18 protein-coding genes are annotated in these 20,021 nt (G+C 63.6%); 12 read left to right on the forward strand and 6 right to left on the reverse strand.

Features of this window, described 5'->3' with window-relative positions; all coding sequences use genetic code 11:
• Window positions 1–23: 23 nt before the first annotated feature.
• Window positions 24–5,129 (forward strand): Eco57I restriction-modification methylase domain-containing protein, encoded by a 5,106-nt coding sequence (locus B2M20_RS18100; RefSeq protein ID WP_079448426.1) that lies wholly within the window; start codon window positions 24–26, stop codon window positions 5,127–5,129.
• 57 nt (window positions 5,130–5,186) lie between these two features.
• Here the strand turns inward: B2M20_RS18100 and B2M20_RS18105 are convergent, their stop codons facing one another.
• Both B2M20_RS18105 and B2M20_RS18110 read right to left on the reverse strand, forming a co-directional pair.
• A complete protein-coding gene (locus B2M20_RS18105) occupies window positions 5,187–5,711 on the reverse strand; it encodes an RES family NAD+ phosphorylase (protein ID WP_079448427.1) in 525 nt (174 codons plus the stop codon).
• 8 nt (window positions 5,712–5,719) lie between these two features.
• The gene (locus B2M20_RS18110; RefSeq protein ID WP_079448405.1) at window positions 5,720–6,070 is read right to left on the reverse strand and encodes an antitoxin Xre/MbcA/ParS toxin-binding domain-containing protein; all 351 of its coding nucleotides are present in this window, start codon (window positions 6,068–6,070) and stop codon (window positions 5,720–5,722) included.
• A 325-nt stretch (window positions 6,071–6,395) separates the two neighbouring features.
• Between B2M20_RS18110 and B2M20_RS18115 the strand changes: the two genes are divergently transcribed.
• The 8 genes from B2M20_RS18115 (at window position 6,396) to B2M20_RS18155 (ending at window position 13,454) form a co-directional block, all read left to right on the forward strand.
• Window positions 6,396–8,078 (forward strand): ParB/RepB/Spo0J family partition protein, encoded by a 1,683-nt coding sequence (locus B2M20_RS18115; RefSeq protein WP_079448406.1) that lies wholly within the window; start codon window positions 6,396–6,398, stop codon window positions 8,076–8,078.
• A gap of 95 nt (window positions 8,079–8,173) precedes the next feature.
• On the forward strand, window positions 8,174–8,647 hold the full coding sequence (locus B2M20_RS18120; protein ID WP_079448428.1) for a hypothetical protein: 474 nt from the start codon (window positions 8,174–8,176) through the stop codon (window positions 8,645–8,647).
• Window positions 8,644–9,510, forward strand: coding sequence for a DUF7007 domain-containing protein (locus B2M20_RS18125; RefSeq protein ID WP_079448407.1), 867 nt, complete (start codon window positions 8,644–8,646; stop codon window positions 9,508–9,510). The genes B2M20_RS18120 and B2M20_RS18125 overlap by 4 nt, the downstream gene beginning before the upstream one ends.
• A 204-nt stretch (window positions 9,511–9,714) precedes the next feature.
• Complete coding sequence (locus B2M20_RS18135; RefSeq protein WP_079448409.1) at window positions 9,715–9,966, forward strand: hypothetical protein; 252 nt, start codon at window positions 9,715–9,717, stop codon at window positions 9,964–9,966.
• A complete protein-coding gene (locus tag B2M20_RS18140; RefSeq protein ID WP_079448410.1) occupies window positions 9,963–10,283 on the forward strand; it encodes a hypothetical protein in 321 nt (106 codons plus the stop codon). Before B2M20_RS18135 ends, B2M20_RS18140 begins: the two co-directional genes overlap by 4 nt.
• Window positions 10,284–10,682: 399 nt before the next feature.
• Window positions 10,683–11,270: a hypothetical protein gene (locus tag B2M20_RS18145; protein WP_079448429.1), complete on the forward strand. Its 588-nt coding sequence runs from the start codon at window positions 10,683–10,685 to the stop codon at window positions 11,268–11,270.
• Window positions 11,271–11,553: 283 nt separating this feature from the next.
• On the forward strand, window positions 11,554–12,480 hold the full coding sequence (locus B2M20_RS18150) for an ArdC family protein (RefSeq protein WP_079448411.1): 927 nt from the start codon (window positions 11,554–11,556) through the stop codon (window positions 12,478–12,480).
• A 620-nt stretch (window positions 12,481–13,100) separates the two neighbouring features.
• Window positions 13,101–13,454, forward strand: a complete 354-nt coding sequence (locus tag B2M20_RS18155; RefSeq protein WP_079448430.1) for a DUF736 domain-containing protein — start codon at window positions 13,101–13,103, stop codon at window positions 13,452–13,454.
• A gap of 121 nt (window positions 13,455–13,575) precedes the next feature.
• Here the strand turns inward: B2M20_RS18155 and B2M20_RS18160 are convergent, their stop codons facing one another.
• From B2M20_RS18160 to B2M20_RS18170, 3 genes are all read right to left on the reverse strand, one after another.
• Window positions 13,576–13,764 carry a hypothetical protein gene (locus B2M20_RS18160; protein ID WP_079448412.1) on the reverse strand — a complete coding sequence of 63 codons (189 nt, stop codon included), beginning with the start codon at window positions 13,762–13,764 and terminating at the stop codon, window positions 13,576–13,578.
• 102 nt (window positions 13,765–13,866) lie between these two features.
• The gene (locus B2M20_RS18165) at window positions 13,867–14,370 is read right to left on the reverse strand and encodes a type II toxin-antitoxin system YhaV family toxin (protein WP_079448413.1); all 504 of its coding nucleotides are present in this window, start codon (window positions 14,368–14,370) and stop codon (window positions 13,867–13,869) included.
• Window positions 14,367–14,708, reverse strand: a complete 342-nt coding sequence (locus B2M20_RS18170; protein ID WP_079448414.1) for a type II toxin-antitoxin system PrlF family antitoxin — start codon at window positions 14,706–14,708, stop codon at window positions 14,367–14,369. Before B2M20_RS18170 ends, B2M20_RS18165 begins: the two co-directional genes overlap by 4 nt.
• Before the next feature lie 199 nt (window positions 14,709–14,907).
• On the opposite strand from B2M20_RS18170, the gene B2M20_RS18175 reads away from it, so the two are divergent.
• From B2M20_RS18175 to B2M20_RS18185, 3 genes are all read left to right on the forward strand, one after another.
• On the forward strand, window positions 14,908–15,792 hold the full coding sequence (locus B2M20_RS18175) for an aminotransferase (RefSeq protein ID WP_338013182.1): 885 nt from the start codon (window positions 14,908–14,910) through the stop codon (window positions 15,790–15,792).
• Window positions 15,792–18,509, forward strand: a complete 2,718-nt coding sequence (locus B2M20_RS20460) for a DEAD/DEAH box helicase (protein ID WP_079448431.1) — start codon at window positions 15,792–15,794, stop codon at window positions 18,507–18,509. The genes B2M20_RS18175 and B2M20_RS20460 overlap by 1 nt, the downstream gene beginning before the upstream one ends.
• A gap of 173 nt (window positions 18,510–18,682) precedes the next feature.
• The gene (locus B2M20_RS18185) at window positions 18,683–19,558 is read left to right on the forward strand and encodes a hypothetical protein (protein ID WP_079448432.1); all 876 of its coding nucleotides are present in this window, start codon (window positions 18,683–18,685) and stop codon (window positions 19,556–19,558) included.
• 28 nt (window positions 19,559–19,586) lie between these two features.
• Here the strand turns inward: B2M20_RS18185 and B2M20_RS18190 are convergent, their stop codons facing one another.
• Window positions 19,587–19,850: a WGR domain-containing protein gene (locus B2M20_RS18190; protein ID WP_079448416.1), complete on the reverse strand. Its 264-nt coding sequence runs from the start codon at window positions 19,848–19,850 to the stop codon at window positions 19,587–19,589.
• Window positions 19,851–20,021 lie beyond the last annotated feature (171 nt).

A 20,021-nucleotide genomic window follows, 5' to 3' on the forward strand; every position in this document is an offset into this window, starting at 1 on the left:
CCTTCACCACAAGGAGAACTTTCATGGCGCAAGACGATCCCTTCACCCTCGACCTCTTTGGCAACACAGCGCTTTCCTCGGGCCTCGGTCTCGGTGTCACCGCGTTCGCAGGCGGGTGTACTGCCGAGTCGGACGATGACGACGATTCCGATCCGTCGACGCCGGCCCCTGCACTCCCGGTCGCGGCGGTCGCGCATTCGACATCATCCACGCGTCGCGCGAAAGGCGATAATTTCTCTCTCGCTGGTGACCGCGCGCTGGCGAAGGGCTGGAAGGACCGCGCCCGCGACAACATCGCGGCGATCCGCCTCGCTGCCGCCATTGAGGCCGACGACCGATCGGCCACCTTTGAAGAGCAGGAGGAGCTGATCCGCTTCACCGGATTCGGTGCGTCCGAACTTGCGAACTTCGTATTCCGGCGTCCGGGCGAGGCCGAGTTTCGCAAGGGCTGGGAGGCAATCGGCGAGGACCTGCAGGATGCGGTCGGGGATCTCGACCATGCCTCGCTGGCGCGCTGCACGCAGTATGCGCACTTCACGCCGGAGTTTATCGTCCGGGCGATTTGGTTGGGACTGCAACGTCTCGGCTGGCGCGGCGGCCGCGTACTCGAGCCCGGTATCGGCACCGGCCTGTTTCCGGCGCTGATGCCGGAGGGGCTTCGCGAGGCTTCGCATGTGACGGGCATCGAGTTCGATCCGGTCACGGCGCGCATCGTGCGTCTGTTGCAGCCGCGGGCGCGCATTGTCCCCGCGGACTTTGCGCGCACCGAGCTGCCGGCAAGCTTCGATCTCGCCATCGGCAATCCGCCGTTCTCAGACCGCACTGTGCGGTCAGACCGTGCCTATCGGTCGATGGGGTTGCGTTTGCACGACTACTTCATTGCGCGCTCGATCGATCTCCTGAAGCCGGGTGCCCTCGCCGCTTTCGTCACGAGCTCAGGCACGATGGACAAGGCGGATGCCTCGGCGCGCGAGCATATTGCGAAGTCAGCCGATCTGATCGCCGCGATCCGGTTGCCCGAAGGCAGCTTCCGCGCCAGCGCCGGCACCGATGTCGTCGTCGACCTCCTGTTCTTCCGCAAGCGCAAGCTCGGCGACGCGGAAGGCAATATGTTCTGGCTCGACCTCGATGAGGTGCGACCGGCGACAGCCGATGAGGGCGCCATCCGCGTGAACCGCTGGTTCGCACGGCATCCGGAGTTCGTGCTCGGCGAACATGCGCTTGCCTCCGGTCCCTTCGGCGAGGCCTACACCTGCCTGCGGCGCGAGAGCGTGGACCTCGAGACCGCAGTCGCGGCAGCGGTCGGTCTCCTTCCGGAAGCCGTCTACGACGGCGAGCCTGAGGTGATCGATCCCGACCTGGAAGAAGCCGGCGATTCGTCTAACGTCGATCTGCCCGCCGAACGCCATGTCCGCGAGGGCAGCTACTTCTTCGACAAGGCCCACGGCCTGATGCAGGTCCTCGACGGTGAGCCCGTCGCAGTGAAAGCGCGCAAAGGGCGCAGCGCCGAAGGCATCCCGGAGAAGCATGTCCGCATCATCCGGAAGCTGATCCCGATCCGCGATGCCGTGCGCGAAGTGTTGAGGTGCCAAGAGCTCGACCGGCCGTGGAAAGACGCGCAGGTCAGGCTGCGCATCGCCTGGTCGAACTTCGTGCGCGACTTCGGTCCGATCAATTTCACGACCGTCTCCATGATGGAGGACGAAGAGACGGGCGAAGTGCGCGAGACGCACCGCCGCCCCAACGTCCAGCCCTTCCTCGACGACCCCGACTGCTGGCTCGTGGCCTCGATCGAGGACTACGACCTCGAGACCAACACGGCGAAGCCCGGTCCGCTCTTCACCGAGCGGGTGATCGCGCCGCCGCTTGCGCCGGTGATCACCAGCGCGGCCGACGCGCTGGCCGTGGTGCTGAACGAGCGTGGTCGTGTCGATATTGATCACATCGCCGAGCTGCTGCATCGCGACACCGAGGATGTCGTCGCCGAACTCGGCAGCGCCATCTTCCGCGATCCGACCGATGGCTCGTGGCACACGGCCGACTCGTACCTCTCCGGCCCTGTCCGCGACAAGCTGAAGGCGGCGGAGGCCGCGGCCGCGCTCGATCCGTCCTACGAGCGCAACGTCATTACGTTGCAAGGCGTACAGCCGGCCGATCTCAACCCTTCCGACATCACTGCGCGCCTCGGCGCGCCGTGGATTCCGGCCGCCGATATCGTCGCCTTCGTAAAGGAGACGATGGACGCCGACATCAAGATCCATCACATGCCGGAACTCGCCTCCTGGACCGTCGAGGCGCGCCAGCTCGGATGGATGGCGGCCGGCACGTCCGAATGGGGCACTGATCGCCGGCACGCCGGCGAGCTGCTCGCCGATGCGCTGAACAGCCGGGTTCCGCAGATCTTTGACATCATCAAGGACGGCGACAGCGAGCGCCGTATCCTCAATGTTATCGACACCGAGGCTGCAAAGACGAAACTCTCGAGGATCAAGGACGCCTTCCAGCGCTGGATCTGGTCCGACCCCGATCGCACCGACCGTCTGGCGCGCGTCTATAACGACAGGTTCAATAACATCGCGCCACGCGCCTTCGACGGCTCGCATCTGAAGCTCCCGGGCGCCTCTGGCGCCTTTGTTCTTTATGAACACCAGAAGCGCGGCATCTGGCGCATCGTCTCGGCAGGATCGACCTACCTCGCGCACGCCGTCGGCGCCGGCAAGACGATGACTTTTGCCGCCGCCATCATGGAGCAGCGCCGGCTCGGCCTGATCGCCAAGGCCATGCTCGTCGTTCCCGGCCATTGCCTGGCCCAGGCTGCTCGCGAGTTTCTGGCGCTTTATCCGAACGCCCGCATTCTCGTCGCCGACGAGAACAACTTCACTTTAGCCAAGCGGCATCGCTTCCTGTCGCGTGCGGCGACCGCGACCTGGGACGCGATCATCATCACGCACTCTGCGTTCCGCTTTATCGCCGTGCCGTCGGCGTTCGAGCAGCAGATGATCCAGGACGAGCTGGAGCTCTATGAGACCCTGCTCATCAAGGTCGAAAGCGATGACCGCGTCTCGCGCAAGCGGCTCGAGCGACTGAAGGAGGGCCTGAAGGAGCGGTTGGAATCACTTGCGACCCGAAAGGACGACCTCCTGACCATCTCCGAGATCGGGATCGACCAGATCATCGTCGACGAGGCGCAAGAGTTTCGCAAGCTGTCCTTCGCCACCAATATGTCGACGTTGAAGGGCGTCGATCCGAACGGCTCGCAGCGCGCCTGGGACCTCTATGTGAAGTCGCGCTTCGTCGAGACCAAAAACCCCGGCCGCGCGCTGGTGCTCGCCTCCGGCACGCCGATTACGAATACCCTCGGCGAGATGTTCTCGGTTCAGCGATATCTGGGATATGCGGCCCTCCACGAGCGCGGGCTGCACGAATTCGACGCTTGGGCTTCGACCTTCGGCGACGTCTCGACCGAACTCGAGCTGCAGCCCTCCGGCAGATACAAGCCCGTCGCGCGCTTCGCCACCTTCGTCAACGTGCCGGAGCTGATCGCCATGTTCCGCAGCTTCGCGGACGTCGTGACGCCGGAGGACCTGCGCCAGTACGTGCGGGTGCCCTCGATCTCGACCGGCAGGCGCCAGATCCTCACCGCGAAGCCCTCATCGGCATTCAAGCGCTACCAGACCCTGCTCGGCGAGCGCATCAAAGCGATCGAGCAGCGCGATCGGCCCCCGCAGCCGGGCGACGACATTCTTCTCTCTGTCATCACTGACGGCCGCCATGCCGCAATCGACCTGCGCCTGGTCGACCCGGACAGTGACAACGAAGCGGACAACAAGCTGAACCTGCTCGTCGGCAATGCCCTGCGCATCTGGCAGGAGACGGCAGAAAGCACCTATGTGCGCCCGGACGGCAAACCCTTCGAGTTGCCGGGCGCAGCGCAGATGATCTTCTCCGATCTCGGCACGATCAGTGTCGAAAAAACCAGAGGCTTCTCGGCCTACCGCTGGGTTCGCGACGAACTGGTCCGCATGGGCGTGCCGGCGTCCGAGATCGCCTTCATGCAGGATTACAAGAAATCGGAGGCGAAGCAGCGCCTGTTCGGCGACGTGCGCGCCGGCAAGGTCCGCTTCCTGATCGGCTCCTCCGACACGATGGGCACAGGCGTCAACGCGCAGCTTCGCCTCAAGGCCCTGCATCACCTCGACGTGCCTTGGCTGCCCTCGCAGATCGAGCAGCGCGAAGGGCGCATCGTCCGACAGGGCAACCAGCACGATGAAATCGACATCTTCGCCTACGCGACTGAAGGCAGCCTCGATGCGCAGATGTGGCAGAACAACGAACGCAAGGCCCGCTTCATCGCCGCCGCGCTCTCGGGCGACACCTCGATCCGCCGGCTCGAGGACCTTGGCGAAGGCCAGGCCAACCAGTTTGCCATGGCCAAGGCGATCGCGTCGGGCGATCCGCGCCTGATGCAGAAGGCGGGACTTGAAGCCGACCTCGCACGCCTCGAACGGCTCCGTGCAGCCCATATCGACGACCAGCATGCCGTTCGCCGGCAGGTTCGCGATGCCGAACGCGAGATCGAATATTCGACCCGGCGTATCGTGGACATCGGACAGGACATTGCTCGCCTTGTGCCGACGACGAGCGAGGCTTTTGCGATGATCGTGACCGGAAAGACCTGTGGCGAGCGCAAGGAGGCCGGCCGGGCGCTGATGAAGGAAATCCTGACGCTGGTGCAGCTTCAGCAGGAGGGCGAGACCGTGATCGCCTCGATCGGCGGCTTCGATCTCGAATATGCTGGCGAGCGCTTCGGTCGCGACGGCTATCGCTACAGCACCTTGCTGTTGCGCACCGCCGCCGAATACGAGATCGATCTGTCGGTCACGGTGACACCGCTCGGTGCAGTCTCCCGGCTCGAACATGCGCTGGATGATTTCAACGGAGAGCGCGAACGATTTCGTCAGCGCCTCGCCGATGCACGCCGCCGCTTTGCAGCCTATCAGTCGCGCGACGGCGGGGACTTTGCCTTCGCCGGAGAGCTTGCCGAAAAACGCCGGCAGCTCGCCGAGGTCGAGGAGGCGCTTGCTGCTGACATTGAGGGTACAGCCGAGGCGAAAGCGATCGCCGCTTAGCCGCGTGCTTCCGCTCTCTTCAAGACCTGCAGTGCCGCACCGACAATGTCCATATCGTCATTTTGTCCCGGACGGAACGATCGCCTGGCTCGCGAGGCGATTGTCGTCATCGATCAGTATCAGCCGCGCCGGGGCATCGGCGCCCCATCGCCACACCACAAGGTTCATATCCTCCGCCGTCGCGCCCGGCGCGAAGCTGCTAACCAGCAAGGCATCATAACCTGTGTCCATCAGCCTGCGGGCGAAGGCTTGCGTCTTCGCCTCTCCGGCCGCTTTCATCTGGTCACGCCATGTCGTATCCGCGAGTGCGGCGGCGTCCATGTCATGCGCCGATAGTGCGCTGTCGTCGCGACTGTCGAACACACGCGCGATGTCGGCATCATACGACACCAGCGTCGTCGGTTGCAGGTTGCCGACCTGGTTGGCCTCGCGCAATGCCGTCATCACCGAAAGCGACGCATAGAGTGCCGGCACACCCTTTGGATTGAAACGGCCGCCATAGAGTTCTGCTCCACGGCCCGACAAGGGTTCGCGCGCGTAGATTGGGTTAAGTGCCCGGTAGAGCTTCCCCTGAAACCGGATCGTCGTGGTCAAGCGTGAACGCCCGCATCCACCGCGTCGATGTAGTCGAGCACATCATCGGCGCGACCGCTGCGCACGAGCAGCATGGCCGTCTGGCCGGAAAATCCCGGCAAGGGCTCGGACCGATACCACGCGTAGGCCATCAGCGCCGAGCCGAAGCGTGGCTCAACCTTGTTGATGACCTCGACCATCTCGCGCAGCCGCCGTTGCGTCCGGTCGGAGCGCACCCGCTCTTTACGCTGCACCGCATCCCGGCCGAGCCCGGCGGTGCGGGCGACCTCCTCGCTCGTGGTGCGCAGCGCCTCGGCGATCTTGCTCGGGGCGAAAAACCCGTCATCGGCAAACTGAACCAGGCCCATATCCGGCCTCCTGTCACATGTTATGACGCAATATAGCGCCAAAATATGAGGATTCAAGGTGGAGGGAAAGGAGGACGGGGAAGGACGGGGAGAGATTAGCCCGCTCGCAGATCGGGCGGGCCGCCGGTGCTGACGCTCAACCGCGCCGCTCGCGATCCCGGCCCCGTCGTCCTGCGCAGGGCTCTCGCCCCGCTGGTCCTGCCGGGCAGGGATGCTCCGCCGCAGTTGCGCCGGCCCGCCCGCTCCGCGGGGCTGGAGGTGTCTTCGGGAAGAAGACGAGAAAGGGCCGGCAGCGCCGGTCCGCAACCCCAAAAGGAGCGTTCCCATGCAACTCATCAAGGTCGACCCGCGCGCGCTGAAGGAGAACCCCGACCGCATGCGTCAGACGAAGTCGACGCCGCAGGCCGACGCCTTGCTGCTGGCGACAATCAAGGCCGTCGGCATTGTGCAGCCACCGGTGATCACGCCGGAAACCGGCGGCGGCAACGCCTACGTCATCAACGCCGGCCATCGCCGCGTCAAGCAGGCGATCGCCGCCGGTCTTGAGGAGATCGACGTGCTTGTCGACGAGGCGGCGAACGACAACGGCGCCCTGCGCTCGATGATCGAGAACATCGCGCGAGAGGCGCTGAACCCTGTCGACCAATGGCGTGCGATCGAGCGCCTGGTCGCGCTCGGCTGGACCGAAGAAGCGATCGGCGTCGCGCTCGCGCTGCCGGTGCGGCAGATCAGGAAGCTGCGCCTGCTGGCGAACGTGCTGCCGGCGATGCTCGACCACATGGCCAAGGGCGATATGCCCGACGAGCGCCAGCTTCGCACCATCGCCGCCGCATCGCTCGACGAGCAGAAGGAGGTCTGGAAGAAGCACAAGCCGTCGAAGGCCGATCCGCAGGTGTCGTGGTGGAGCGTTGCCCAGGCGCTGCAGAAGACCCGGATGTTCGCGCGCCACGCCAGCTTCGGCGACGACCTCGCGCAGGCCTACGGCATCCAGTGGGTGGAGGATTTGTTTGCGCCAGCCGACGAGGACAGCCGCTACACCACCAACGTCGATGCCTTCCTCGGCGCGCAGCAGGAGTGGATGGCGAACAACCTGCCGAAGAAGGGCATCATCGCCGAGACCACGAACTACGGTGAGGTAAAGCTGCCGCCGAAGGCCGAGCGCGTCTACGGCAAGCCGGCGAAGTCCGATTGCACCGCGATGTACCTCGATCGCGATGGTCGCGTGCAGACGGCGCATTACCGCATGCCTGCGGCGAAGAAGCCGAAGGGCAAGACGGCTTCGGAATCGGACAATGCTCCCGATGATGTCGGCGTGGTCTCGAAGCCGCGTCCCGATGTGACGCGCACGGGCGTCGAGATGATCGGCGACTTCCGCACCGACGCGCTGCGCGAAGCCCTCGGCCGCGCACCGATCGAGGACGACACGCTGATGGCGCTGCTGATCCTCGCCTTCGCCGGCCAGAACGTCTCCGTGACGACGGGAGGCGGTGTCAGTTACGGCCACAACCGTCTCGCGAAGCACGCGGCGGTGCTGTTCGACGCCGACGGCAAGCTCGCCTTCGACATGGATACGCTGCGCATCGCAGCGCGCGCCATGTTGACCGATGTGTTCTCGTGCCGGGAGAACGCCACCAACAGCGGCATCGTCGCCCGCGTCGCCGGAGAGACGATCGGCGCGGATGGCTTCCTGCCGAACATGGGCACGGAGGAGTTCCTGTCGTGTCTGTCGCGCCCGGGGCTCGAGGCCTCGTGCAAGGACACGCCGGTCCTGCCGCGTCAGCGCGTGAAGGATACGCGCGCCGCGCTCGTCGAGCATTTCAAGGAGCGTCACTTCGTTCATCCCGCCGCACACTCTGCGCCGGACGCAACGAAGCTGTCCGAATGGCTGGCCTCCAGCGCGAAGGCCGCCGACGTCGCAGATGAGGCGGATGGCGTCTATGAGGACATCGACGGCATCGCCGACGACCCGACCGGGGAAGACGTCGGGCCGTTCAGGGAAGCGGCCTAATAACGCCGCCCGCTTTCTTCTTCCAAATGATCTACCGCCGCCGGCCATGCCGGCGGCGGTTCTGTTTTCACGCTCGCGCAAACATGGAGGACACAATGTCCGCGCACACGATTTTCGACAACGCACCCATCGGCTCGATCGTCGCCTGGTCCGACGTAACGCCGCAGCCGCCGACTCGCTTCACCAAGAAGCTCGCGGCCTGGCAGACCAACAACAGCCGGGGCCGCCTGATCCGGAAGCAGGGCGAGCGAGGTGTCGGCAATGTCTCGCTGTCAGCGTCTTTCACGCTGCATGAGGCTGATTATGGCGCCGGCGGCGTCATCACCATCCGTGTCCATCGCACCTTCTCGCTGGAGTCGAAGCTCCATTTCACCATCGTTGAACGATCGGCCATCGGCTCGGTCCGCGTGTTTGACCGCGCCGGTGACGGCGCCGAGCTCGTGTATCTCGCCACCAACGAGGCCGACGCGAAGGAGTGGCTGACGCGGCACGGCTATCCCGACGCCGTGCGCCAAGAAGTCACGGCCGACGAGGTCGGGGCCGACATCGAGGGGAGGACTGCAGCGTGAACGCGTCATCCCCCTCTCCCGACGATGCCTCCGGAACCCCGGGGGTTTCTTTTGGCCGCAGCGCTGACGACCTTCTCGTCGCACGTGTCGGCGACACCACCTTCGCGATGGCACCGGCCCGCGACGGCCGGCATTATCTCGTCACCGCCTGGCGCATCTCGCGTCCGATGGACGAATGGACGCGCGGCGATTTCTACGGCCATTCCGGCGAGCTCGCCGACGAGGCAGCATTCCGTGCCCGCGTGCTCGAAAACGCCGAGCACCAGCGCGAGCGCAAGATGCTCGGTCGCGTCGAAGTCCATTCGCGCGCCCACACGCCGTGGGGCGCCTCGCAGGGCGCGAACGTCTATGCCGCGGGTGTCGCTTCGCATTCCACGGCCGCTCACGGCGGCTTCAAACTCTCGGCCGAGCGAAACCGCAAGGTCCATCCCATGCTGCGCGCCACGGATGGTTGGTACGAAGAAGATGCCGAATGGACGATCGTCGCGATTACCTTTCCACATCTCTTCACCGCGTTCGAGCGGCGCTGCGCCGAGCGCACCATCAAGAACAGCTGGCCCGACGCCTGGGAGACGATCTTTGGCACGATCCTGCAGCCGGGCGAGTCCCACGAGAAGGATCGCCGAACCTTCGAGCATGCGCATGCGGGCGACTGGATCGTGGTGTCGGCCATCACGTCCAAGCACGAGAGCGGCTTCGTCGAAGTCGTTGCTACTCCGGGCGGAAAGCGCGGGCCTGGGACCGAGGAGCGCCGCTTCCTCGTCCCGGCCGACGAGTATCACGTCGGACGCTTCGGCTTCGTGATCGATGAGGCGCGCCACCAAGTCTACGGTGGCCCCTCCGACTTCGTCGGGTGGAGGTGACCCCATGCCCTGGCACCTCTTTGCCAAAGCCTTCGGCTGGCGAAACGCCACTGACGAGGACAGCGAAACGCCGCTCCTAGTCGTCTGGCATCCACGGCTCAGACGACACTTCACCGGCTCCGACGCTTGGAAGCGCGCCGTGTGTCTTTCCATCCACGCGCCGCAACCTTCCCCGATCGACGCGGACAAAAAGGAGTCCCGATCATGAAAGCGTATCTCGTCCTCGTGAACCTCCTGGTGCACGCGCACCACAATCCAGAGAGCGCCATCGCCGACGCGCTCGACGGCATCCTCACGCCGAATATGCGCAAACACGCCGGCAGCAATTCGGGGCTTATCGACTGGGCGGTCGCCGGGGACGACGTCGCATCATCCATCGCCGCCATCTCACTCGCGGATGATTATTTGCCGGACGAATCCGTCTTCCCGTTATGGCCCGCGGGGATGGTGCGATGATCGAGCCTCCAGGACGACGTTTGCCACTCACGCGCATGGACGTCGCGCAAGCCGAGACGCAACGCCAGCTCGGCATCATCGAGCGTCAGATCGCGTCACGCGCCGAACGGTTGACGATCACCGATCGCGCGAAACGCCGGCACAATGGCCGCGGCACATCGAGCTGGACAAACGGCGATGAGCGGCTGTTTCAGGAGCATATCGCGGAACTCACGCTGGCCCGCCGTGGCGAAATCGACGCTCTCACGCGCAAGCTCGATCGGCAGGAGAAGGCGATTGCCGAGTTTCGGTCGCGCCTTCGCGTTTCCGCTGCGTAGCGTTGGGGAGGCGGAGGGCCGCACCAATCGAAGCGTAAGCGGCGAGTGCAAACGTTGCTGCCGCGGTAGAGAGCCCGCCGGTTTGGCAAGACTTCTCACGGTTTCGGCGGCGGGCTTGCCCCTTGGCCGTCGTTCCCTCGGTTTGTGCTGCGGTCTGAACCGGCCGCGGTCCGCTTCAAGGGCAAGTCGCAAGCGATCGGCGGCCGCCGTCTCGTCATGGGGGGCCGCGTCCTTCGCAGGCCAAAAGGCCCGCTCGGCCGCAACCCGCCCATGCTCGCCCTGGCAGCCACCGCCCCCTGAAGCGGCCCGCTATCGCCGGTTCTGGTCGACCGCACCCGAGAGAGCGACGGTCAAAGGGCCCGATCGCATCCCGAGGTGAAACCGAGAAAGGATCTCATCATGACCAAAACCGCCCGTTCCCCTCGCGCCCCCGCTCGTGTCATCCCGCTTCGCCGCAGCACGACCCTCGAAATGGTCCGCCTCGCCTGCCCCGACTCCCCCCAGGCACTTCGTATCTCCGAGAGCTTTGGCCTCGCGATCCTCGACAGCGACGGCATTCGTGACCTGCACGAGCGGCTCATCGTCGAGACCGCCGACGCCCTCAAGGACGGACTTAGCGACCGCGCGATGCAGATCCACCTGCAGCGCATCGTCGGCGCTTATGTCGGCTCGGCCCATGGCGCCGGCCAATTCTACTCCCGCGCCGTGACCGAGGCGCGCGAAGCCACCGCCAAGCTCGCCAACGACGTCCGCGACGAGGACCTCGACGGTCCGGTCGGCTTTGACAGCCAGTCGCAGCGCAAGCGCGAGTTCGCAGCCGACATGGGCCTGCAGGCACACGCGCTCCGTATGGCGGCCGAAGGCGCCGTCGCAGCCTACGAGCAGGTCATCGGCGAGGCGTGGAAGCCCTTCGAGCGGCAAGTCGAACACGCCGGTGAAACCGTCTCCAAGAAGGCCGCCGTGGCCCAGATGACGGCTTTCGACTAACCGTCACGACGGGGCTTCGGCCCCGCCTTCTCCCATTGCAACGTTCAGGGCCGGTCGCAAGACCGGCCCTTTTTCATGTCGCCGGAGGAATCAAGCAAAACCTAAACGTTGCGCCACGCGGCCCTCCCGGTTTGTGGTCCTGCGGCGGTTGCGGCGCACGCGCAACGGCGTTGCCGTCCTCCGCTGCGCTGCGGCCCTTCGGGTGCGCGAGCGCCTGGCGCCGCCGCGACGGCCCCCGTGAGGGGCCGCGACAGGCGCGGCCTCCGAAACGGAGGTTATAGAAATGATCAGGAAAGAAGAAAAGCCGCGCGCCGACGCTTACACGCGTATCACCGATCGTATCGTCGCCGACCTGGAGCGTGGCGTGCGGCCGTGGGTCAGGCCATGGAATGCGGCCAACGCCGCCGGTCGCATCACGCGACCGCTGCGATATAACGGGATGCCCTACCAAGGCATCAACGTCGTGCTGCTCTGGTCCGAAGCCGTGTCGCGTGGTTTTGCGTCGTCAACATGGATGACGTTCAAGCAGTCGCTCGAACTCGGCGGCCATATCCGCAAGGGCGAGAGCGGGACGATGGTGGTCTACGCCAACAAGATCACCAAGACCGAGACGGACGACAAAGGCGACGATGTCGAACGGTCAGTGCCGTTCCTGCGGGCCTACACGGTCTTCTGCGTTGACCAGATCGAAGGCCTGCCAGAGCAGTACTACAAGTCCGCTGCTCCGAGTACCCCGCCGGCACAACGCCTCGCACACGCGGACGCGTTCTTCGCCAATACCGGCGCAACGATCCGGCACGGCGGCGACAAGGCGTTCTTCGCTCCGTCGCTGGACGTCATCCAGATGCCGCCGTTCGAGAGCTTCCGTGACGCGGAGAGCTACGCGGCCACGCTCGCGCACGAATGTGTTCACTGGACCGCGCCGTCGCATCGCGTCAATCGCGATCTCAGCCGTTATGCAAAGGACCGAAGCGAGCGCGCCCGCGAAGAGCTTATCGCTGAACTCGGGGCCTGCTTCCTCAGCGCGGACCTCGGTGTCGTGCCCGAGCTCGAGCCCCGGGCTGACCACGCGAGCTATCTCGCCTCATGGCTGGAGGTCCTGTCCAATGACAAGCGCTTCATCTTCTCGGCATCCGCGCACGCGCAGCGCGCAGTGACTTATTTGCATGGTCTCCAACCGAACGCGGTCGAGATCGGCGAAGCTGCGTAACGCGCCCCGCCATCCACGCTTGCGTTCATCGCCCGCTTTCTTCGACATACGAAGGCCCAGCCTCGCGGCTGGGCCTTTCTTGTGTGTTTCGTCAACCGTCCGCCGGCGACCGGGGATCAGACATCCTTCCGCCCGCCTTTGGGCCGCCGCGAGATGGCCGAGTACGGGTCGCGTGGTTGTCCGAAACGTCGGTCTGTGTCTGGGTGTACCAGTCTTCACTTGGCGCACGGTGACGTATGAGTTGCGACCGCACGTGTTCAGTTGCACTTTCCGAATCGCTGGCCAGAAGCAGCCGTGGACGGTGCGTGCGAGGCTCTTTCAGCGGTGTGCCCAGAAGCTTCCGCGGTGTGGGGTGCCACTGGTTGCAACGTTTCCTCATCGTTTGGTCTGACGCGTCCACTGCGTCCTCGATTTGGCATGTCTATCCGGAGGCCGGCGTTCGCTACGCTCCGTCTCGATCTCAAGACCGCAACGGCCGCTCTCAACTTTCTTCCCCTGGACGCTGCGCGCCCATTCCTCGCGAGACAAGAAAGCGTCGCCCTGTCCGTCCTCCACTGCGTTGCGGCCCTTCGGGTGATCGGTCCGATCGCCTCCGGCCAACGACAGCCATCGAGGTCGCGATGGTCGCGGCCCGAGAACCGAAAGAGGACACGAACATGGCTACCATCGGCAACTTCACCGCCAACGGCAACGGCTTCGTCGGTACCGTCAAGACCCTCGCTCTCGGCACCGTCAAGACCAAGATCGTCCCGGCCGAGCGGAGCTCGGACAAGGCCCCGGACTACCGCATTTTCGCAGGCGCGAACATCGAGTTCGGCGCCATGTGGAAGAAGAAGTCCCAGGACACGGGCCGCGAGTACCACTCGGTCAAGCTGGACGACCCGAGCTTCCCCGCTCCGATCTACGCGACGCTGGTCGAGGTCGAAGGCGAGGAGGGCTTCTCCCTCATCTGGTCCCGCCCGAGCCGCGACTGAGGCGCCTGCGACGAAGGCCTCGCCCAATGGCGGGGCCTTCGAGCATGAGCGGAAAAAAGAACAATGAATGTGGACCGCGTGCCACGGCGATGTCCTCGTCGACCTCGCCAACAGGTTCTGATCAACCGCCTGTTTGATCCAATCTTGCAAGACGATCAGGCATGTCGAGTAGTTTCATCGCGGCGGCGGCAATAGCTTCGCCAATCGTCGGACAAGTTTCCGCTGAGCTGATCGAAACGCCATCCGGAAACGTTACCGTCGCCTGATAGCCATTGCCTTTGGGCGTGGCCGAAAGCTTGATGGTAGGCATTTCGAGGATACTCCCTTTCCGATGACCTCTCCCGTTGAAAGCCGGCTAGAGCGCCGCGAATAGTCTCTATCGAAGCTTGTGATGCAACAACGGCGGCTGACCTTATCTCGCGCGCGTTGAGCGCGACAGTCGACGCTTTGACTCTCCAGTCCTGGCTGCGGCCAAGAGGTCTTTCCACGTATCTGGCGGGTTTCCGCGGTCCAACATCTTCCTGAACACAGCATAGGCGTCGTTCGCGCTCTCGTAGGCGCGCAGCGTCGAGTCATCGTTCACCCATGCGAGGACGATGATGCTGGAGTCCGCCGATTGCTGGTAGCGGAAGAACAGGCGAAACTGCTGAAGGAATTTGGCGCGGAACCAGTGTTTATAATCCTCGCCGAGCGTGCCTCCCTGCCGATAGACGTCTCGCGTCGGATCGCCAGGGATATCTTCGAACGCCACCTTCAGCACGGCCGCGAGGAGCTTTGCGGCGCGCTTCTTCTTGTATCCCTTCGGATCCTTCTTGCGCGCCTTCTCGACCGCCGCGATCAAAGCCTCGAGCTGGTCGAGAAACACCGGATGGGCGTAGACCGTCCACCCGTTGACCTCGAAGGTGTCGTCGCTCACGCATCGTCTTCCGGCAGAGCCGCGTCGAGATCGACCCTGACGCCCTTGACCAGGCCCTTGCCGCGCGCGACCAGCGACTTCGGCACCGGCCGGATCCGCGCCGGCTGATTTGTCATATCGCGCGCCAGGAATTCGAGAAACTTGCCGATCACGGGATCGCCTTCCTCCGCACGCGCTTGCTTCTTCGAAATCAGGACGGTGCCGTCCGCCAGCCCGCGAAACACGACCTGGTCGCGCTTTCCCAGGGCGAGCATCTTGCGGATGGCGGCGGGCACGGTCGTCTGGCCGCGGTCTGTGATGGTCGCGGGGATCTCGAGGATTTCGGCGGTCTTGGCCATAGCCGTCTCCTTGCGTCGTCGCGCCATCCCATGTAATGCATTTGCATTGTAAGTCAAGGTCTGCCCGGGTGCCTCGAGATAGCCGCGGATTGGCGATTCCGCCCTCTTGTGCAGTTGGCGCTGGAGCTCAACGAGAATGATGCACAATTGCCCGCCTCCAATGCCGCTGCTGCAGCGGTGGCTTCGGGGATCTGCGCGGATGAACGGAAGCTATGGCCATCTGCTGTTCGAACAGGCCATCCCGAACGACCAAGCCGTTGTTGACGAACTGCGCCCCTATTTCGAGTCAGCCCATCTCGATGCTCGCGAGGTCTTCCACCGCACTGCTCGCATCGACTTGCATCCCGATGCCGGGGCTCCGGGCGCTCATGCTCAATATCCCACCTGTCTTCCGTCCACGGCAAAAAAGGGCCTGTTTGGGGAGGTCATGACCGGGCTGATGACCCAAGCCTACCAGTTTATCGGCGGACACCAGTGGACCATTCCGGTTTTCCTATTTCGATACCACGCAGAAGCAGAGGCCTACATCTTCGACTTGGCGCGTGATCCCCCTCGCGTGCGGGAAATCTCCGGCCGGCACGGAAACGACTTCATTGCCCTAGCCATAGACCCGGCCAGCGGCGAGGTCGTCAGGTTCATCGCGGGTGAAGCCAAGTGGCGCGCCGATCTCACACCGAGCGTGATGGACACGATGATGTTCGGCGAATGGACAGGTCCGGCTGGCGCCCGGGTGCGAAGCAACGACGGTGTCTGGAACGAGATCAATCGAGGGCTTCCAACCCCCCAAGGTCTGGAGCAGATGCACCGCCTGTTGTGCGAGAAGGCGCGCCACCACTATGCGGAGGCGATCGTCTCCCTCGATAGAGCGTTGCTCATCGGCGGGAATCCCCTCCCGCGAACAGACCTTGTTTTTGTGGCAGGGAACAGGGCCGCCCGCCGGGCGCAAGGGCAAACGTACCTTCCAACGAATTCGCACCCGGTCGAATACACCGCCGGCCGTCCGTTGCAGGTGGTCGAGCTCGTTCTTGAGGGCGGCGTCGATCTCATAGAAAGCCTGTATCGCTCGTTGTGGGGCGGTCGCTGATGGCTAGGCTAGACGAACAAAGGCGCGAACTGGCGCTGAGTCTCAGGACTCGTGCGACGGAGAACGAGCTCACGCCGACGCAGGCCCGGCTGTTTGTTCGTAGCCTCCAGATCTCTTGGCAGGTTCCGCCCATTGGATGGACCGAACGCGAGTCGCATGAGCAGTTCGCCGACGCACGTCGCATGCTGCACGCCGCATCAATCCTCCGCGAAGTCGACGGTCAGGCGTCGCCGGATTCACTCGCCTGCTATCGTCGAGCGGCCGAATTACTGGAATGGTTGGCTCGATCCTCCGACCCCGTCACCAGAGATGTTCCGGTGGCGCTTCTCGCAGCGGGGGCATACCAGCTTGCTGGCTTGCCAGCGATGGCGACGAGCTTGCTGCGTCAGGGGCGATACGGCGCCGGTATCGCTGAGATTTTCGCGGACTTCCTGAGCGCCGATTTCGACAGTCTGCTTGAGCACTGCGCCCTCTTTTGGAGGGATCATCCGGAGCTGACAGGCCGCTCCGGTTCAGCCGGGGTCCTCGACGCCGCAGACCTGGCGGACGATGAGACCGACGACCCGGCGAACGACGAGGATGCCGCAAGTCCGCAGCGTCGGGAAGCTGACCGCCGCGAAAGTCCTGTCGGGTGGTACGTGCTCGTGGAGCTTATACGTGTCGTCGGGCTCCTCGGCGATGCCGTTCGACGAGGTAGCCAAGGTCGGGTCGAGCAGGCGCTGAATAAGCTTTCAAACCTAAACATGCTGGCCACCCGGCTTTCCAGCGAGGAGCTTTGGATACTCATCAATCTGATCGAATCCACGGCGAAGCGCTTTGCCGACAGCAGCCTGCACGGGCGCGTTCGGCGCCTTGCAGAAAACACACCGAACCAACAGGCCCGCATGTGGCGCTTCGCTCGCGAGCAGTTCGCCAGAGGACGTGGCGTGCTGTGGGCATCGCAGGTTCAAGGCCTTGAGCGACTCATTGCAAACAGCAGCTTCGCTCTCTGCACGCCGACCGGCTCCGGCAAGACACTCGTCGCAAATCTAGCCCTCGTAAAGGAATTGCTCCTTGTCGATGTGCAGCCGGGCGAGGCGCCGCTTGCATTGTACCTCGTCCCCTCCCGGGCACTCGCGAGCGAGGTCGAGACAAAACTGACCGCGGAGCTCGGCGGCGATCTCATCGTCACCGGCCTGTACGGCGGCGCTGATTGGGGCATTACGGACTATTGGCTAACGGCGGACAGAGCCGTCGTATTGATTGCAACGGTTGAAAAGGCCGAAGCGCTCCTGCGGTACGTCGGTCACCTGCTAACCCAGCGGATGCGCTTGATGATAATCGACGAAGCGCATCAGGTGGTGAGCGAAGACGATGCCACCACAAGGGAAGCATTGGCCGCACACACGAGCCGCGCAATGCGTATTGAAGCAATGGTCACGCGCCTGCTCGCGAACAAACCTGACATGGCGCGGATCGCGCTCACGGCCGTCGCGGGTGGCGCGGCCCGCCCCGTCGCCCGTTGGATCGAGGGGCGAACAGAAGCCGAGCCCGTCGGGATAGGGTACAGAAGCAGCCGCCAGTTGATTGGCGCCTTGAGAGTAGCCTCGCGGCGCGTGCCGGAGGCAATCCTCGACATCATGAACGGACAGATGCTGTACGTTCGCGGGCGCGATCAACCCGTCTATCCGTACGAAGGTGATCCGAAGGACGAGGTAGAGAAGCGTGAGCGCCAGGTACTCGATATCGCAATCCACGCCGTCTCTTCCTACTCCCGCGACTTCAAGCGTGCCGAGAACCCGCTGAAAAAGATCACGCTCGGCCTCCTCCGCGAGGCGGTGCGCCACAATCCCGAGGCGATCCACAACATCCTGCACCACGTGTTCAACTTGCCAAAAAATCGTCAGGACGAGTTTTCGAGCCTGCTGCAGAAGACCAACCTGGGCAACATCATCTCAGCGTCGACGCTGATAGCGGACCGCGTTGTCGCCCTGGAGGTCCTCAAAAGCATCGTCTTCAATCCGACGCACCGGCGCACCGTCAAGGAGCGCGGTGAACTCGACGTCCTCGTGCAGGCCAACACGTGGATATTTGGAGAGAACTTCCACATCACGCTCGCCGAGGCCGGGCTCTCGCGAGTGATGCAGCGCGTCTCCGAGGAGCTCACGGGACACAGGGGGAAGAGGAAGATTACGAAGCCTGACGGGTCGTCGGGGCGCGTGGATTCATTCCTGGGTCGTATCGTGCCGCACCAGGATCAACTCCACCGCGAGTTCCTTCTGATCGAATTAAAGAGGCCTTCGCTGAAGATCGGACGCAAGGAGACCGACCAGCTTGAAGATTATGTCAACGCGGTCCGAAGGCAGCCCGACTTTCACAGCACATCAACCTTTTGGAATTTCTTCCTCGTGACAGGCGAATACGAGGACGACGTGCGTGAACGCATCACGCAGCAAGGACGCCCGTCGGGCATCCTCATCCAAAAAGAGACGCACGTCGTCTGGGTCAAGACGTGGTCTCAGTTGATCCGGGAGTGCGAGGCACGGCTCCACTTCATCGCCGAAAAGCTTCAGGTAGAGGTTACGGACGAATTCATTGAGGAGCGGATCGCGCAGCTCAAATCTTCAATTCTGAAGGAGGAGCCCAAGACCGTCGAGGGGGCCGCAGCGGGTTCAAACTCTTCCCACGCCGAGCCCAAGCCCACTCGCGCTTCGGACGCCGCGCCGCCTCCCGCCTAGTTGATCCGGACCGGTACCAAAAGCGTAGAGTTCCGCGCTGAGCTATTAGACGACCCGTTGGCTCGCAAAACCCCGAGGCTCGGCCGGAGCCGAATGAAATCTTTGATGGCGACTTTCAAATGGAACCTGGACGAGCAATCGTCGAGGCAATTTCAACGACACGCGAGACAACGATGCCCTTTAATGAGTTCGGCTTTCAAGAGGTCGAATATCAAAAGCTCTATCGACAGTTTGCCGCTCCCTTCCTGATCGAAGGGAACGTTGAGAACAACCTTTATTTCATCCACGAAGCGCAGCAGAATCACATCTATGGAGTGAACAATGCGCTGCTTGAGCTTACAGGACACGCCCTGACCCTCCTGTCGCGAATTGCATTCAAGCCAGAAGCTTCCCACTTTCTCCGGTTCGGTGTGATGCGTCGCCTGCGAATGATCGACTCATCGTTCAAGAGCTTCCAGGCCGTCGTCCCACCCAATCGGACCGTTCCATTATCGCAGGAGCAATCCGACCGGGTCTGCCGCGACCTCAACGCGATTTACATCGACCTCCTCGGCCTTCTTGACAACTACGCCTGGGTGGCGGTGCATCAGCACGGATCAGCCGCAACGAAAGCCAAGAACGCGCTGTCGATCGGCCTGTTCAAGCAGGACTTCGCCGTCGATCCCTCTCTGAAGCCTATAGCGGACGCCTTGCAGCCGTTCAGCGACTGGGAGAGAGATGTCAAGACCCGGCGCAATCCGGCGGCTCATCGCATGCCGCTCTACGTGCCGCCAGCCGCTCTGACGCCTGAGGACGTCGTCGAGTTCGAGCGGTTCGAGGGCTTGATCTCACAAGCGCTCCATGCCCAGGAATTCGAGAAGATGGATGCCCTGCGCGAGGGCCGTCGGCGTGTCGGAACGCTAATCCCGAAGTTCCTGCACGACCCTGGCGAACCGGTGATCGATATCTATCCCACTGTCCCCGAGGACATCGGCCAGGCCGTAAGGATCGGCCGGATTGTGCAGACCTTTCTTCTGGAAACGGGCGCTACAGCGGCTCAACTCCGATAGGCGAACGGTGCGCTGCCAGCGCCCCAGGTCAATCGCGTTCGGTCGCGCTGGTCTCGCGATAGCCTCGCCGCCTCTTGGCGCGCTCGAGCCTATTCAGGGCTTCGTCCGCGTCCTCGGCATCGTGAAACGTCTCCACCATCGACTGCCCAAAGGTACCGATACGTCCCCAATTTCGCACGAGTGAGACGCCACCGAACAGATTAGGCTGGGTAGAGAGCACGTAGAACCGTCGCATATTCCTCGTCGGATCGATGCGCCGAAGACAAAGAGAGTGCTGATCCTTCCTGGCCATGCCAGGAGTTTCGTCTGCTCCCTTTCCGTAGTCCAATTGATTGTCAATCGGCTCGCAAATTTGACCCCGTATTGGAGTGGGCCCCTGGTGCTGGACAGAATCAGACTGCTGATTTGACCATGGGCCGGATATGTTGCTCCTCGAACTGCACGGGGCTGATGTAGCCGAGCG

Origin of the sequence: Nitrobacter vulgaris, assembly GCF_002028545.1 — a bacterium.
Classification (GTDB): Bacteria; Pseudomonadota; Alphaproteobacteria; order Rhizobiales; family Xanthobacteraceae; genus Nitrobacter; species Nitrobacter vulgaris.

Bases quoted from the DNA above. Each gene is read 5' to 3' on its own strand.
- B2M20_RS18100 (WP_079448426.1), top strand. From the start codon at position 24: ATGGCGCAAGACGATCCCTTCACCCTCGACCTCTTTGGCAACACAGCG.
- B2M20_RS20460 (WP_079448431.1), top strand. From the start codon at position 15,792: ATGGCTAGGCTAGACGAACAAAGGCGCGAACTGGCGCTGAGTCTCAGG.
- B2M20_RS18115 (WP_079448406.1), top strand. From the start codon at position 6,396: ATGCAACTCATCAAGGTCGACCCGCGCGCGCTGAAGGAGAACCCCGAC.
- B2M20_RS18155 (WP_079448430.1), top strand. From the start codon at position 13,101: ATGGTCGCGGCCCGAGAACCGAAAGAGGACACGAACATGGCTACCATC.
- B2M20_RS18140 (WP_079448410.1), top strand. From the start codon at position 9,963: ATGATCGAGCCTCCAGGACGACGTTTGCCACTCACGCGCATGGACGTC.
- B2M20_RS18145 (WP_079448429.1), top strand. From the start codon at position 10,683: ATGACCAAAACCGCCCGTTCCCCTCGCGCCCCCGCTCGTGTCATCCCG.
- B2M20_RS18110 (WP_079448405.1), bottom strand. From the start codon at position 6,070: ATGGGCCTGGTTCAGTTTGCCGATGACGGGTTTTTCGCCCCGAGCAAG.
- B2M20_RS18185 (WP_079448432.1), top strand. From the start codon at position 18,683: ATGCCCTTTAATGAGTTCGGCTTTCAAGAGGTCGAATATCAAAAGCTC.
- B2M20_RS18190 (WP_079448416.1), bottom strand. From the start codon at position 19,850: ATGGCCAGGAAGGATCAGCACTCTCTTTGTCTTCGGCGCATCGATCCG.
- B2M20_RS18175 (WP_338013182.1), top strand. From the start codon at position 14,908: ATGAACGGAAGCTATGGCCATCTGCTGTTCGAACAGGCCATCCCGAAC.
- B2M20_RS18135 (WP_079448409.1), top strand. From the start codon at position 9,715: ATGAAAGCGTATCTCGTCCTCGTGAACCTCCTGGTGCACGCGCACCAC.
- B2M20_RS18160 (WP_079448412.1), bottom strand. From the start codon at position 13,764: ATGCCTACCATCAAGCTTTCGGCCACGCCCAAAGGCAATGGCTATCAG.
- B2M20_RS18120 (WP_079448428.1), top strand. From the start codon at position 8,174: ATGTCCGCGCACACGATTTTCGACAACGCACCCATCGGCTCGATCGTC.
- B2M20_RS18170 (WP_079448414.1), bottom strand. From the start codon at position 14,708: ATGGCCAAGACCGCCGAAATCCTCGAGATCCCCGCGACCATCACAGAC.
- B2M20_RS18150 (WP_079448411.1), top strand. From the start codon at position 11,554: ATGATCAGGAAAGAAGAAAAGCCGCGCGCCGACGCTTACACGCGTATC.